Origin of the sequence: Halorubrum xinjiangense (genome assembly GCF_900102375.1) — an archaeon.
Lineage (GTDB): Archaea > Halobacteriota > Halobacteria > Halobacteriales > Haloferacaceae > Halorubrum > Halorubrum xinjiangense.
The window spans coordinates 1-14,583 of record NZ_FNBO01000011.1 but is presented as its reverse complement, the minus strand read 5'-3'; the positions used below and the strand labels follow the sequence as shown (position 1 = coordinate 14,583).

The window sequence follows — 14,583 nt, the reverse complement described above, 5'->3', positions numbered from 1 at the left end:
CCGCTTGACTCCGGTATGAACGCCGCCGTCGTCACCGTCGGGGACGAGCTCCTCGTCGGGGACACCGAGAACACGAACGCCACCTGGCTCTGCGACCGCCTCGACGCCCGCGGGGTCACCGTCCGGCGAGTGACCGTCGTGCCGGACGAGGTCGCCGAGATCGCGAGGGTCGTCAACGAGTACCACGCGGAGTACGACGCGGTGATCGTCACCGGCGGCCTCGGGCCGACGCACGACGACGTGACGATGGAGGCGGTCGCGGCCGCGTTCGGGCGCGACCTCGCGGCGAACGAGGAGGCGGCCGCGTGGCTCGCCGAGCGCGGGTACAGCGGGAGCGACCTCGCGGCGGAGACGACGCACCTCCCCGCGGACTGCCGGCCGCTGCCGAACGAGGCCGGGGTCGCGCCCGGCGCCGTCGTCGAGTCCGTCTACGTCCTCCCCGGCGTGCCGACCGAGATGAAAGCGATGTTCGAGCTGGTCGAAGACGAGTTCGCGGGGACGCTCACCCACGTGCTCACGGTCGACGTCGACGAGCCGGAGAGCGAGCTGCTCGACCGGTTCGCGTCGCTGCGCGACCGGTTCGACGTGCGCGTCGGTTCCTATCCGGGCGAGGTCGTCACCGTGAAGATAACCGCGGAAAGCGAGGCGGAGGCCGAGCGCGCCGCGGCGTGGGTCCGGGAGCACGCGGACGCGGTCAAGGAGGAGTCGGCCTAGCGGTACAGGTACGCGACCCACACGGCGACGAGCGCAAGGCTCGCGAGCAGGACCGCGGCCGCGGTCGCGCTGATCGGCAGCGGCTCCGTCACGGCGGCTTCAAGGATCATGTGCCGGAATTATCTTGGGGGCGTCTTAAGCGTTGATTCTCGGGCGAGGAGCGGGCCGTCCGACGGACAGGTGCCCACGCGCGGGCGTCAAAACGGGACCAGGAGCGGTGAGGGTGTGGCGGCTACCACGGGAGGGATCCGGTCCCTGTGAGACGAGCAGTCACGAGGCCGATGGCGGGCTCACTCCATCGGCACTTATTTAGACGGGCGGATACAGGTTGGTTCCCGTGCCTCGGTGTTGAGGAGCTTTATATATCAGTCGGACGGGCCGCCCGTCTCGGAGGCCCCCGCGGCGCGGCCGGACGCGGCTCGCTTAAGAGGCCGGCGCGGTGAACGTTTGGCATGCATGTGGGGATCGCGGTGAACCCGGTCGCCGGCATGGGCGGCCGCGTCGGACTGAAGGGAACCGACGGGAAGGTGGCCGAGGCCGTCGAGCGCGGCGCGGAACCCCGGGCGCCGGCCCGGGCGAAGCGGGCCCTCGGCCGGCTGGCCGCGATCGCTCCCGACGCGGCCGTCTCGGTGGCCGCGGACCCGATGGGCGAGTCCGTCGTCCGCGAGGCCGGCTTCGACCCGGTCCGCGTCGTCGACCCGTTCGGGGGCGAGAGGGCGACGTCGGCGCCCCCCGAACCGACGGAGACGACCGCGGAACACACCGCGGCGGTCGTGCGGGCGTTCGCGGGGCTTGACGCCGAAGCGGAGAACGGAGGAATCGAGGCGAGCGCCGCCGACCCCGCCGACCCCGTCGACCTCGTCTTATTCGTCGGCGGCGACGGGACCGCCGCGGACGTCGCGGCGGCGCTGGAGGGGACCGACGTGCCGATGCTCGGCGTGCCCGCCGGCGTGAAGGTGTACTCGTCGGTGTTCGCGGTGTCGCCGGAGGACGCCGCGGAGGTCGCCGCGTCGTTCTCGCGGACCGAGCGTCGCGAGGTGATGGACATCGACGAGGACGCCTACCGCGAGGGGGAGGTCAATCCGACGCTCCGCGGGGTCGCGCACGTCCCGGTCGCAGACGACCTCCAGTCGTCGAAACAGACCGCGAGCGGGACCGTCGAGTCGCTGGCGGAGGGCGTCGCGGCCGACATCCGCGAGCGCGACGGCGAGGGCGTCACCTTCGTGCTCGGCCCGGGGTCGACCGTGGGCGCGATCAAAGACGAGCTCGGCTTCGAGCCGTCGCCGATCGGCGTCGACGTCTGGCGCGACGGCGAGGTGATCGTCCGCGACGCGACGGAGGCCGAGATCCTCGACGCGCTCGGCGAGGAGAACGTGGTCGTCGTCTCCCCCATCGGCGGGCAGGGGTTCGTCTTCGGCCGCGGCAACCCCCAGATCTCGCCGGCCGTGATCCGGCGCTGCGACCTCCGAATCGTGGCGTCGCGCGCCAAGCTCGACGACGTGCGCGCGCTCCGCGTCGACACCGACGACCCCAACCTCGACGACGAGCTCGCGGGCTGGGTCCGCGTCCGCGTCGGGAAGTTCGAGACGCGGATGATGAAGATCGTGTAGGTCGCTCGCGGTCCCGCCGTGACCGCGCAAAGTACTGCGGTATTTAAATGACCGCGAGTGACACCGTCGAACTATTATAAATGGTACTGCGGTGGCGCGCGCCTCCGAGCGGCCGCCACCGGCGGCCGCGAGTAGTGAGAGACCGAAGGTCTCTCTGACAGCCGGCGGCGAAGCCGCCGGCGAGAGCGCGTGCGAGGGAGTCGGCCGGTCGGAGCGAAGCGGAGACCGGCCGACGAGGCTGGGGAGGCGTGAGGCTGCGGTGCGGGGAGGGACTCAAAGGGGCAGCCGCGAGGATTCCGTAGGCGACGTAAGCACCGCAGGGAGCGAGTGAAACGAGCGACCGAGGAGCGCAGCGAGCGTACGGCATCCTCGCGGCTGGGGCTTTGGAGGAGTTCGCCGTCGATCCACAGTTAACCGAGTATAGCCGAGTGGCTGGGGCTTTGGAGATGTTCTCCGCCGAGACGCAGTCAACTATTTATAAATAACAACCTTCGACGCCACCGACGGACAGGCCTATGTATGACGCCGCGCCGGGACTCGTATGGGACGCGAGAAGGAGCGGATGCTCGCCGGCGAGGCGTACGACCCGAGGGATCCGGAACTCAGGCGCGAGCGAGAGCGCGCTCGGGACCGCTGCCGGCGGTACAACGAGACCGCCCAGACGGAGACCGACCGCCGGGAGCGACTCCTCCGCGAGCTGTTCGGCGAGGTCCGCGGCGACGCGACGGTGCTGCCGCCGTTCCACTGTGACTACGGGTACAACGTCGGCGTCGGCGACAGGTTCTTCGCGAACTGCGGCTGCGTCTTCCTCGACGTGGCGCCGGTCGCGTTCGGCGAGAACTGTATGCTCGGGCCGGGCGTTCACGTCTACACCGCGACGCATCCGATCGACCCCGACGAGCGCGCGGCCGGCCGCGAGTTCGGCGACCCCGTGACGATCGGCGACGACGTCTGGATCGGCGGGCGAGCGGTCCTCACGCCCGGCGTCTCGGTCGGCGACGGCGCGGTCGTCGCGGCCGGCGCCGTCGTGGTCGACGACGTGCCCGCACGGACGGTCGTCGGCGGCAACCCGGCCGAGGTGATCCGAGAAATCGACGACGAGTGACCGGCTACGGCGAGTCGAGCGCGTCCGCCACGGCGGGCGCGACGCTGACGACGCTACAGCCCCGCTCGACGGTGTCGCTGCCGACGATCCGGTCGACGCCGGCAGCGCGGAGCTTCGTCACCGCGTTGGCCGCGAGGACGGGGTGGACGCAGGCGGTCAGCACCCGCGCGGCGCCGCGGTCGGTGAGCACCGCGACCGACTCGCTCATCGTCGACCCGGTCGCGATGATGTCGTCGACGACGACGACGTCGCGGTCGGCGACGGGCGCGTCGGAGGGCGAGACGGCGACGGCGCCCGTCTCGCGGTCGCGGTGCTTCTCGAAGTAGTCCGTCTCGCCGGCGCCGTAGGCGTCGCGGACGGTGGCGGCCGCGTCGACGGCCCCTTCGTCGGGCGCGAGGAAGAGGGGGTCATCGAGGTCCGCGGGGAGCGGCTCCGCGAGGGCGCCCGCGGCGTCGACCGCCTCGGCGGGGACCTCGAAGAAGTCGGCGACGGTCGCCTCGTGGGGGTTGACGAGCAGGACGCGGTCGGTCCCGGTCGAGATCGCCTTCGCCATCGCTCGGGCGGAGACCGGCTCGCCGTCGCCGAACGAGGCGTCTTGGCGCGCGTAGCCCATATAGGGGACCACGGTGGTCACGTCCGTCGCGCCGGCCTCGCGGACGGCGTCCTGGAGCTGGAGCAGTTCCACCCACGCCTCGTCGGAGTCGGTCGCGGCGACGATCACGGCCTCGTCGGCGTCGAAGTCGGGCACCGCAGCGAGCCCCTCCCCGTCCGGGAACCGGTCGTATGTCGGTGTCGCCAGCGCCCGGCCCGTCTCCTCGGCGAGCGCGGCCGCGAGCTGCTGCGAGCTGGACCCGGGTACGATCATGGGCGACCGTTTTCCGGACACCGGTAAACCAGTTTCCTTACCGCGCGGCGTCGCCGCGGCGCTCGGGACGCGCCGGCCGCCCACTCCGGTCCACCCGGCCCGCCGCGCGCCACGCGAGCGCGACCCACACCGGCCCCACAGGGGCGGATATTTACGGGCGCGGCGGGTACGAGCGCCCAATGAGCGACACCGAAGCCGGCGCGCGCGTCGGACTCCCCTGTCCGTCGTGTTCGCCCTCCGAGCCCACCGTCCACGAGGTCCTCAGTCCGGGCGGACAGGCCACCGTGCGCTGTACCGAGTGCGACCACACCCACAAGACCGAGATCCCCGAGGAGGAGACGGTCGCCGTGACGATCGTCGTCTCGCAGGACGGCGACTCGTTCACGACGACGATGGACGTGCCCGCCGAGGGCGACGTCGGCACCGGCGAGGAGTTCGTCGTCGACACCGACGACGCGCTGATGCAGGTGCGGATCACGGGGATCGAACTCGGGCCCGAAGAGCGCGTCGAGGAGGCCGACATCACCGACGTCGAGACGCTGTGGACCCGCGCGGTCGACAACGTCGCGGTCCCCGTCACGCTCCACCCGAAGGACGGCGACGCGGACCGGACGCGCTCGCTGCGCGTGAACGTCCCCGGCGACTACGAGTTCACCGTCGACGAGACCGTCGAGTTCGGCGAGGAGGAGTTCACCGTCGAGGGGCTCCACATCCGCGCGGACGCGCCCGAGTACCGCCACGAGAAGCTCGACCACCCCGGCGACCTCGCCTACGCGAAGGATCTCAAGCGGGTGTACGCCCGCGACGAGACGCTCACCGCGTGGTCGGCCTGGTAGGCGCGGCGCGGTCGCCCCACCTCGCCCGGCGAATCCTCGTACCAACATAAACAATTATTAAGGATACGACCGTCGGCCGATATGTGCCACCCGTAGTACACGACTGACGCACGCTCGACGGCGGGGACGACGGCCGGTCCCGGCGGTCCGAGCACGCGCGAGGCGACCGAGACCGAACCGACGACCGACCGAACGGCGTCGTTCCCGGAATCCGACAGCGACGACGCGACCGACGCCGAGGACGCGACCGACGACCTGCCGACCGCCGCCGAGGCGGTCGCCCAGTGCGCGGCGACGTTCGACCCGTCGGACACCCGGCGGATCGCGAACGGGACCGACCGCTGGAACGAGTACGCCGGCTCGTCGCACTGACGGCGCGGCCGGATCCTTTTATTCGACGGCGCGACTACCGACGAGCGGCCGATGACGAACCACCGCTCCGAGCCGGACTCGGCACCCGGCGACGACGAGCCCTATGAGTGCCGAGGCCATCGACTCTAGGACCGTTATTTGGCTTATAATTTCCACAGCGTGAATTAGAGGGGTTCTAATTGGTATTTTTTACATGTTTGTACGATTACGTGAAGGTTAATGGAATCACTCTGGTCGAAGTTTCTGATCTGTTCAACTGTTCACCAGTGGCACATCAAACCAATGTCTCATCTGTGCGATTTTCCAGTGGCCTGTTCATGGAGATACTCCGTTCTATGAACGTTTGCGGAGGTCCTATAGTAGTGATCAGCAGATCAGTCGGAACGTACTCCAGCCCTTCCCTCTCCAATCCGTTTCGTGAGCCTTACGAACGACAGACCACATAATCAAGATATGCCGAAGATCGATCTTGAGAAGGAAACCATCGAACGGCTCGATAACCTCCGAATCGACGACGAAACCTACGACGAGATCATCAACGAACTCATCAATATCTACGAGGCCGAAGAGTTGACTCTTTCATTTGCTGGCGATCGGCTGGAGTGATCAGAAAATCTGCCACTCGACAGGTGCGGTAGGCTTTCTGTCGATATTGTCCCCGCTAGGGAGTTCTGACACGCAGTTTGCACAGTACCTGTATCCTCGTTCGTTGGTGGTTCCACACTCCGGGCAATCGACTTCGTTTAATTGAAATGACTTTTCAGTGCTGTCCGCAGGTTCCACGCCATCGTCGGAAACCCGCTTGAACCAATACGCATAGAGGACAGCGAGCACGTGGAACCCTCCGACGACTACGAAGAGCGTGTACAGCCACGGCTGGAGGGTCATACCTATCAAAAATTATTGTCTGGGTCCAGTTAAGCATTACTCGCCCCCTCACAGCGGTGTTCAGATAAGTATGAAGAGTGAGGCGGTGTGTTTTCTGAGTGGTTCATGCCCGAAAACACACGCCTCAGCGGTAGTATCGACCAGATCGAATTAGGTTTTGTGGAACGAGAAGCGACACCGATATTGCTGATGAACCTCGGTATTCAGCTCCATCTGGCTGGGCTATCACTTTCGAATACCGTTTCTATTCTTGAGATATTTGGTGTCGGACGTGCTCGATCAACCGTTCATAATTGGGTTCACAAGGCCGATCTACAGCCCGAAGCTGGTCGGTGTCCGGATCACATTGCGGTTGACGAGACTGTGATCCGACTCAACGATGAGCAATATTGGCTGTATGCTGCCGTCGATCCCGAGACAAACGAATTGCTCCATACGAAGCTTGAGCCGACGACAACAAAGGTTCTCGCTCATTCGTTTCTGACGGAACTCTCCGAGAAACACGACGTCTCCGACGCCGTGTTTCTCGTCGATGGATCGCACTCGTTACAAGATGCCTGTCAACGCCACGGCTTCGATTTCAGATACGAGAAACATGGAAATCGAAACGCTGTTGAACGTGTATTTAGAGAAATAAAACGCCGAACTATCTGTTTCTCAAACTGTTTCAGCAACGCCGAAGCAGAAACTGCCGACGACTGGCTCAGATCGTTCAGCTTCGCATGGAATCAGCTTATCTGAACACGAGGCCCCTCACCAAATCAATATTCTTTTGCGGAATTATGCCATATATCCGACCGTATGGCGCTGTCGGTGGTGTTTATCGTCGGTATAGCCACAGCCATCTTTGTCGGCGTGAACATCGGGGGTTCATCGACGGGCGTGGCATTCGGTCCTGCGACTGGAAGTGGCGTACTCTCGATGCGACAAGCTTCCGGATTGATGGCCGTGTTCGTCCTGATCGGCGGGTTCACTATCGGCACGAACGTCGTCGACACCTTGGGGACGGACTTCGTCCCGGCAGAGTACTTCACGCTCGGCGCGTCGATCGGCGTCCTCCTGTTCATCGGGCTCGGCATCCTGCTCGGCAATGTGCTCAAGGTGTCGACTAGCACCAGCCAGACAGCGGTTGCCGCTGTCGTCGGGATGGGCGCGGCTCTTGGCGTGCTCGACTGGCGGACCGTCGGTGTCGTCGGCATGTGGTGGGTGCTTTCGACGATCCTCGCCTTCTGGGTCTGTGCGTTCGTCGGGCGGTACTTCTACGACGCGGTCGTGGATGTACTTGATCTTGGATCCGAAGATGCCAGTCGCTTTGCGGAACTCATTGTGATCGGGATCGGTTGCTACATGGCATTCTCGGCCGGGGCTTCCAACGTCGCCAACGCCGTCGCGCCGCTCGTCGGCTCCGGGCAACTCGAGATGACGCCTGGGGTCGCGATTGGCGGCGTGGCGATCGGGATCGGTGCCTTCGCCATCGGTCCTCGAACGATGGAGACTGTCGGTGAGGACATCACGGACCTGTCGCTGGAAGCGTCGCTGATCGCCGAAACGATCGCGGCCTCGATCCTGACCGGTCTGAGCTGGGCTGGAATCCCGGCGAGCCTCGCCGTCGTGCTCACCGCGTGCGTCATCGGCCTCGGGTGGGGGCGGGCGAGCCGTCGGGTACCCCTTTATGCGATTGTCCGACCAGAAGGGCTCTCGAATGCGGAACGATCGGACTGGGCCGATGATCAGCTCAATCTGTTCGATCCCTCGACTACAAAACGAATCGTGACGACGTGGATCGCCACCCCGACCGTCGCGGGCGTCATCGCCTTCGTCACGTTCGAGGCAGCAGAGCGATTCCAACTTCTCGTATGAGTAGTTCGCGCCAGGATGTCATCGAATCGGAACCGGGCGTCTACTCATCTGAGTTCCCAAGTCAGGCTTTTGACCACGAAACTCGAAGATATCAGACAACGATGTCACTGAGTACGCTCAGTGGTCGCTTTCGAGGAAGACAGACACAGTTTCACATCGAACTGGTGTACGGCTTGCTCTTCATTGCCGGCTTCGGGTATCTAGTATTCCGTGTTGACCCCCGGGTGGCAGCGTTCGAGGGTGGACTCGTCATCGGTTACCTATTGAGAATTTGGGAGAAGATGTCGATCTACGAGCGCATCCTTGAGGAGACGATTTCACAGGAGGCCGAGCAACAGGTCGAGGCCGAGGTCGAAGAACAGGTCGGCGATGAGGTCGAAACCGAGGTTGAGGAACAAGTGGGTGTCGAAGTCGAGGAACAGGTCGCCGACGAGGTCGAACAGCAAGTCGGTGAAGAGGTTTCCGAAAGCCTCGAAGAGGAGGTCGAAGAACAAGTCGAAGCCGAGGTTGGGGATCTAGACGAACAGATCGACGAGCGTGTGACCGAACAGCTCGAAGAAGCCGATGAACACCGATCGGATCGGGCCGACGATTCGACTGCGTAAGAGACCGCCGCGAGTTCTACACCGCTTCCGGTGCCTCCTCGAACTCCTGCGGTTCGGACCCGGCGTTCGAGTCGACCTCTTCAAGTGCCTGCTCGAAATGGTTCATCGTGAGTTCGATCTCATCGACGCTAGCAGCTTCGTCGTTCGCAGTCGCGCGGACGTACTCGCGGACGGCGATGGTCGCGGCCTCGCGGCAGACCGCCTCGATGTCGGCCCCGACGTAGCCGTCAGTCCGCTCGACGAGTTCGTCGAGGTCCACATCGTCGGCTAATGGCCTGTCCCTGGTGTGGATCTCGAAGATTTCACGCCGGGCCGCCTCATCTGGCTCGTCTACCGCGACGTGACGGTCGAGCCGTCCTGGCCGGAGCAGGGCGTCGTCGATGAGGTCCGGGCGGTTGGTCGTGGCGATCACCACGACGTCCTCGAGTTCTTCGAGCCCATCGAGTTCGGTCAACAGCTGGGAGACGACGCGCTCGCCGACGTTCGAGTCACCGACGCCTCGGCCACGTTCTGATGCGATCGCGTCAATCTCGTCGAAGAATACCACGGTCGGAGCGTTCTCGCGGGCCTTCGAGAACACCTCACGAACGCCCTTTTCGGACTCGCCGACGTACTTGTTGAACAGCTCCGGCCCCTTGATCGAGATGAAGTTCGACTGAGCTTCGTTGGCGACGGCCTTCGCCAGCAGCGTCTTGCCGGTACCGGGCGGTCCGTACAGCAGGACGCCCTTGGCCGGGTCGAGAGCGACTTGGTCGTAGGCGTCGGCGTGTTCCAGAGGCCACTGGACGGTTTCTTGGAGACGTTCCTTCGCGTCGTCGAGTCCGCCGACGTGGTCCCAGGTAACGTCGGGGACCTCGACAAATACCTCGCGGAGCGCGGAGGGTTCGATGCCCTTCAGCGCCTCCTTGAAGTCGTTCTCGGTCACCTCGATCGAATCGAGGACTTCGGCGGGGATCTCCTCCTCTTCGAGATCCAGCTCCGGCCGAATCCGTCGGAGCGCGTGCATCGCGCTCTCCTTGGCGAGGTTCTCCAGGTCAGCACCGACGAATCCCTGCGTGCTCTCGGCGTAGCGTTCGAGCTCGACGCCGTCGCCGAGGGGCATCCCGCGGGTGTGGATCTGGAGGATTTCTTCGCGGCCGTCGCGGTCGGGGACGCCGATCTCAATCTCGCGGTCGAATCGACCGGGACGGCGGAGTGCCGGATCCACGGCGTCGACGCGGTTGGTCGTGCCGATGACCGTGATCTGGCCGCGCTCCTCGAGGCCATCCATCAGCGAGAGCAGCTGGGCGACGACCCGTCGCTCGACGTCGCCGCTGACTTCTTCGCGCTTTGGCGCGATCGAATCGAGTTCGTCGATGAAGACGATCGCGGGGGCGTTCTCTTCGGCCTCCTCGAACACCTCGCGGAGCTGTTCTTCGCTCTCGCCGTAGTACTTCGACATGATCTCCGGGCCGGAGATCGTCTGGAAGTGGGCGTCAATCTCGTTGGCGACGGCCTTCGCGATCAGCGTCTTGCCCGTACCGGGCGGGCCGTGAAGCAGCACGCCCTTCGGCGGTTCGATGCCGAGCGTCCCGAACAGTTCGGGGTGGCGCATCGGCAGTTCGATCATCTCTCGGACCTGCTCGAGTTCGTCGTCTAAGCCTCCGATGTCCTCGTACGTGACGGCAGGCGCGGTCGAATCGTCGGGTTCGCCCGGTTCGACGGAGACCTCTTGGGCGGTCCGATCGGCGATTTCGATGTCAGTACTACTCTGTACGACGACAGTCCCGCTGGGCTGCGTATCGACCACCGTCAGGGGGATGCGGCGGCCGGACTGCCCGGAGAACATGCCGAACCCGATGGGGAAGGCGACCGTCTGCCCTGCCGTCACCGCCTGGTCTACGAGATGTTCCCGGAGGTGCGATCCGAGATCACCCCTGATCCGGAGGTTCTGGGGCAAGGCGACGGTAACGCTGTCCGCCGGCTTGACCTCCGTTTTCTCGACCTCGACGCGGTCGTCGATGCTTACGTTCGCTGCCTGTCGAAGCTGGCCGTCGATACGGATGATACCGCGGCCCGCGTCGCTTGTGTCGCTGGGCCAGACACGGGCGACAGTTCGTCCACCGTCACGGCCCTCGATGGCGACGAAGTCACCACTGCTGACATCGATTTCCTGTAGAGCTTCCCGGTCGATGACGGCCATACCGCTCCCTGGATCGCGGTTCTTGAGTTGTTTGACCGTGAGTCGCATGGCTCTCACCTCGATTGCTCACGGAAGAAACCGGTTGTCGGTCGATACCACTGTGACGAGGCGACGTGGCCGACGTTAGGCCTGGACCTCGATCTGCTTTCCGCGGGTAGTGGCACCCGACAGTACCGGCAGCCGGACTTCGAGGATCCCGTTATTGTACTGGGCCTCGATCTCGTCATCCTCGACGTTCTTCGGGAAGCGGAAGCGACGGTGATAGGTCTTCCGTTGGCCCCGCGTCTCGTCCTCGTGCTCGGCGGCGATGTTGAGGACGCCCTCGTCCCAGGAGACATCGATCTCCTCGGGATCGAAGCCCGGCATCTCGACGCTCAGGACGAACTCGTCGTCCTCCTCGTACAGTTCGTAGTCGTTGCTACCGGTTTCGAACAGTCGGCTCGGGAATCCGGAGTTCTGTAGCCACGAACTGGTCGGACCAGTCGGTAGTGCCATGGCTGATCACCCTGATTCCAGTCAAAACTGTGTTCGCGCTTCGTAAAAAGTGTTACTATCGGGGATCAATCATATCTGCATTGCTACAGCGGGGGACCGTGGCATAAGCGGAGTGATTTTTGTCGGAATCGAAATAAAACGATGGATTGAGCAGCGTAGAATGTATTTTGAAGCGACCTATAGTTCACCATCCATTCTCGGAATGAAAGGACCTATAATGAAGATTGAACAAGCACCAACAATTGCAACTGAATCATATTCATTCGTGAAGTGGACGAGCGGGCTCGCCGCCTTAGGTGGATCCGTATAGTTACAGTCCCAACGGTTTGATGCAGTCCAGATACTCCTCCCGTGCTTCGTCTCTATCAACCCGGGTGTAGATGTCCATCGTCTCGCTCTCTGCATCCCCACGGATGTACTGGAGGACGTGCTGCTTCATCCCCTGATTCCGCATCAACGTCGTGAACACGGTGCGGAACGTATGCGGTGTGAACTTCTTGTGGAATCGGTCTTCGCCCTCATCCATGATACCTTCGACCACCGCCGCCTCACGTACCGCACGCTGAATCACTGTCTTCGTCAATCGGTCGTCGCGGATACTCACGAACAGATACTCCAGATCCGTATCCCGACGAATCAGCTTGAACCGCTTGATCGTGCGAACCGTCTCACGGTCAATCGGCACTACCGTCTGCTTCCCACCCTTCCGCTCCCGAAGCCGGACGAATCCCTCGTCCAGCATCAAGTCGTCCATCTTGATCTCCAAGGCTTCCTCCAACCGACACCCGGTCTTCGCCAGTAGGACGGCAACCGCTTTGTTCCGCGGGTTCGGAATCGCTTTCACTATCTTCTTCGCGTTTTCCCACGTCGCACAGTCAGGACGCTGCCGGATCTGCTTCGGTATCTCTTCCAAAACGACACCAGCGGGATTTCCCGTGATGTTCTCGAACCGGGGCCGTTTCATCGCGTAGCTGAAAAACGCCGACAGCGATTCGAGGTAGCGACGCTTCGTGTTCTGACTGACCCCGCGGTCGTCCAAGATTCGGAGGTACTCCTCGATGTGCCGCACCTCGGTCTCCGCAGGTGTGAGATCGGGGAAGTGCTCGTGGTAGTACCGCTTGAGCACCCGGCTGTATGAGTTCAGCGTTCGCGGGCTGCGGCCCGTCGTCTGTTTCTGCTTAATGAAGTCGTTGATCGCGTCGTGCTTGTTCTCGTAGACCGTCTCGTACCAGTCGTCCGCCATCACCGCTCACCTCCGTTGGCAAGCCGCCACCCGTGCCCGTGCTTGAACTCGACTTCCTCACGAGCAGCCAGGAAATACAGCTCGTCCTCGACCGGTTCCCGCAGCAGCTCATCCAGCGTGTCGCTCTCAACGACCTTCTGCAGGACTTCGTCGAACGTCTGGTACTCCTCGGTCAGGAACTGCTTCAGGAACGCCGCGTCATCAATTGTCACCGAATCCCTGCTCTGCTGTTTCGCCTGCGCCAAACGGCCCTCCAACTCCTCGATTTTCTTCTTCAGCCGCTGGACTTCCTGATCGCTACCCTGGGGCGCGAGGAATCCTTCCTCCCTGATCGCCCGGGCTTCCTGGATCAGTTCGTGCAGGTACTTACTAGTACTCTTATAATTTTTCTCGTCGGCTTCTTGCTGCCACGTTTTCTTGTGGCTCATCGGTACGTAGATTTTCACCAGTCCTGTATCTTGCGACATACCCATATTCTCTTTCCAGCCAGTCATCTAACTACACCTCCGTTCGTCTCCACATCAACAATATACCAATCAAAATTTTTATAGTTAGTACTAACCAGAGCTTCCGTGAGTGCCGAGGCCAGCTTTCTATCCATACATTTGCGGGGAGAAGTGTACGAGCCTGAGAGCGTTCCGCCCGCAACCCGCCGAGAGCATCGACGGCGGCGACGCGACTGTCCCCCTCGATCGCACTCGCCACGGTCGCCACGAGCCGCCGTTACGACGCTCTTGACATCCTCCCCGCGCTGAAGCGCGAGGATTCCCACGGCATCGTGCCGCTGGGTTGGGATATTGTGGTTTACGACGTGACCCGTTCTTGAGGTGCGAACGCACCAGTTTCCTTGTCAAACAAGAACGTCGATGGCTGTGCCAACCAGCCGTTACTCCTATCACCGCCATCCGTGGCGGGACTTGGAGATACTTTTTGTCGAATGTTCTCAGCGCCGTTCACATCCGCGTTCGCCACTGTCCCGCACTCATCGCAGACATACAGTCCACGTTCAACACGGTTCGCGTCACGCTTCCGGCCACAGCACGAACACGACTTCGAGGTATCCCGCTCAGACACCTCCTCAACCGTGATGCCTTCCATTTCGGCCTTGTAGGTGAGCAGTTTTGTGAAGCGATCGAATGCCCACGAGTGTAAGTCGAGATTCCCGCGCCGGCCCCAGTCCTTCGACTCATCGTTCTCGTCGTCCTCACGGATGCCGGAGAGATCCCCGACCACGATCGTCCCTACATCCTCCTCGACACACCGCTTGACGATGTGTTTCGAGAGGGTGTGGAAGTAGTGGGTGCGGCGGGCCGACTTCTTCTGATTCAGCCGAGTGGCCTGCTCAGAGTCCGAATCGTCACACCGAGCGATTCGCTTGCTGAAGTAGTAGTCGTCCTGTTTCAAGCAGTTGAGCGGGTACAGTTCGCTGTGACCGTCTTCATACGCAAGCGCGGCGAAGTTGTTGATACCGAGATCAACACCCACCGTCTTCTCACCGGGGGCTTCAGACACGTCGATTTCGACCTTACAGACGAAGTGTAGTTCCCACTCGTCGCCCGTCCAGACAACCTTGACTTGTTGGACGTTCTCCACGGTGGAGAGGTCAACATCGGGGCGAGTCCGGTACTTACACAGGACGAAATCCGACCAGTACTCTTTCAGATTCGAGCCTTTTGAGAGTCGGACGCGGTCGTACTGGGTGTCGAGTTTGAATCCGGCAGATTTGAACGTAACCGTCGAACGCGGGTGTTCGTCGCCGTGTTTGCGGTAGCCGGGCGGATTCGCTTTCGTCTCTCCGTTTTGTCGGT

The 14,583-nt window shown here is 63.0% G+C and carries 15 protein-coding genes; 8 read left to right on the top strand and 7 right to left on the bottom strand.

Features of this window, described 5'->3' with window-relative positions:
- Positions 1–15 precede the first annotated feature (15 nt).
- The 3 genes from F3H13_RS12195 to F3H13_RS12185 all read left to right on the top strand — a co-directional run bounded on the left by F3H13_RS12195 (position 16) and on the right by F3H13_RS12185 (position 3,429).
- The gene (locus tag F3H13_RS12195; RefSeq protein ID WP_149799293.1) at positions 16–714 is read left to right on the top strand and encodes a competence/damage-inducible protein A; all 699 of its coding nucleotides are present in this window, start codon (positions 16–18) and stop codon (positions 712–714) included.
- Between the two features lie 452 nt (positions 715–1,166).
- Positions 1,167–2,324 (top strand): ATP-NAD kinase family protein, encoded by a 1,158-nt coding sequence (locus F3H13_RS12190; RefSeq protein ID WP_149799292.1) that lies wholly within the window; start codon positions 1,167–1,169, stop codon positions 2,322–2,324.
- Positions 2,325–2,865: 541 nt separating this feature from the next.
- Complete coding sequence (locus F3H13_RS12185) at positions 2,866–3,429, top strand: maltose acetyltransferase domain-containing protein (RefSeq protein ID WP_149799291.1); 564 nt, start codon at positions 2,866–2,868, stop codon at positions 3,427–3,429.
- Between the two features lie 4 nt (positions 3,430–3,433).
- Here F3H13_RS12185 and prs read toward each other — a convergent pair whose 3' ends face one another.
- Positions 3,434–4,294, bottom strand: coding sequence for a ribose-phosphate diphosphokinase (gene prs, locus F3H13_RS12180; protein WP_149799290.1), 861 nt, complete (start codon positions 4,292–4,294; stop codon positions 3,434–3,436).
- A gap of 179 nt (positions 4,295–4,473) precedes the next feature.
- On the opposite strand from prs, the gene F3H13_RS12175 reads away from it, so the two are divergent.
- Positions 4,474–5,130 carry an HVO_0476 family zinc finger protein gene (locus tag F3H13_RS12175; protein WP_149799289.1) on the top strand — a complete coding sequence of 219 codons (657 nt, stop codon included), beginning with the start codon at positions 4,474–4,476 and terminating at the stop codon, positions 5,128–5,130.
- An 825-nt stretch (positions 5,131–5,955) separates the two neighbouring features.
- Complete coding sequence (locus tag F3H13_RS16270) at positions 5,956–6,108, top strand: DUF7557 family protein (protein ID WP_188128060.1); 153 nt, start codon at positions 5,956–5,958, stop codon at positions 6,106–6,108.
- Here F3H13_RS16270 and F3H13_RS12170 read toward each other — a convergent pair whose 3' ends face one another.
- On the bottom strand, positions 6,109–6,390 hold the full coding sequence (locus F3H13_RS12170) for a DUF7577 domain-containing protein (RefSeq protein ID WP_149799288.1): 282 nt from the start codon (positions 6,388–6,390) through the stop codon (positions 6,109–6,111).
- A gap of 105 nt (positions 6,391–6,495) precedes the next feature.
- Here F3H13_RS12170 and F3H13_RS12165 point away from each other — a divergent pair, with 105 nt between their 5' ends.
- From F3H13_RS12165 to F3H13_RS12155, 3 genes are all read left to right on the top strand, one after another.
- Entirely contained in the window at positions 6,496–7,131 is a 636-nt protein-coding gene (locus tag F3H13_RS12165) for an IS6 family transposase (protein ID WP_149799388.1), read from the top strand.
- Positions 7,132–7,191: 60 nt separating this feature from the next.
- Complete coding sequence (locus tag F3H13_RS12160; protein WP_149799287.1) at positions 7,192–8,250, top strand: inorganic phosphate transporter; 1,059 nt, start codon at positions 7,192–7,194, stop codon at positions 8,248–8,250.
- 101 nt (positions 8,251–8,351) lie between these two features.
- Positions 8,352–8,855: a hypothetical protein gene (locus tag F3H13_RS12155; RefSeq protein ID WP_188128059.1), complete on the top strand. Its 504-nt coding sequence runs from the start codon at positions 8,352–8,354 to the stop codon at positions 8,853–8,855.
- Positions 8,856–8,871: 16 nt separating this feature from the next.
- Here F3H13_RS12155 and F3H13_RS12150 read toward each other — a convergent pair whose 3' ends face one another.
- From F3H13_RS12150 to F3H13_RS12130, 5 genes are all read right to left on the bottom strand, one after another.
- A complete protein-coding gene (locus F3H13_RS12150) occupies positions 8,872–11,085 on the bottom strand; it encodes a CDC48 family AAA ATPase (protein WP_149799286.1) in 2,214 nt (737 codons plus the stop codon).
- Between the two features lie 75 nt (positions 11,086–11,160).
- Positions 11,161–11,532 carry an Hsp20/alpha crystallin family protein gene (locus tag F3H13_RS12145; protein WP_149799285.1) on the bottom strand — a complete coding sequence of 124 codons (372 nt, stop codon included), beginning with the start codon at positions 11,530–11,532 and terminating at the stop codon, positions 11,161–11,163.
- 310 nt (positions 11,533–11,842) lie between these two features.
- On the bottom strand, positions 11,843–12,775 hold the full coding sequence (locus F3H13_RS12140; RefSeq protein WP_149799284.1) for a tyrosine-type recombinase/integrase: 933 nt from the start codon (positions 12,773–12,775) through the stop codon (positions 11,843–11,845).
- Positions 12,775–13,269 carry a hypothetical protein gene (locus tag F3H13_RS16390; RefSeq protein WP_223174420.1) on the bottom strand — a complete coding sequence of 165 codons (495 nt, stop codon included), beginning with the start codon at positions 13,267–13,269 and terminating at the stop codon, positions 12,775–12,777. Before F3H13_RS16390 ends, F3H13_RS12140 begins: the two co-directional genes overlap by 1 nt.
- 310 nt (positions 13,270–13,579) lie before the next feature.
- On the bottom strand, positions 13,580–14,583 hold a 1,004-nt coding region (locus tag F3H13_RS12130; RefSeq protein WP_149799283.1), incomplete at its 5' end, for an RNA-guided endonuclease InsQ/TnpB family protein.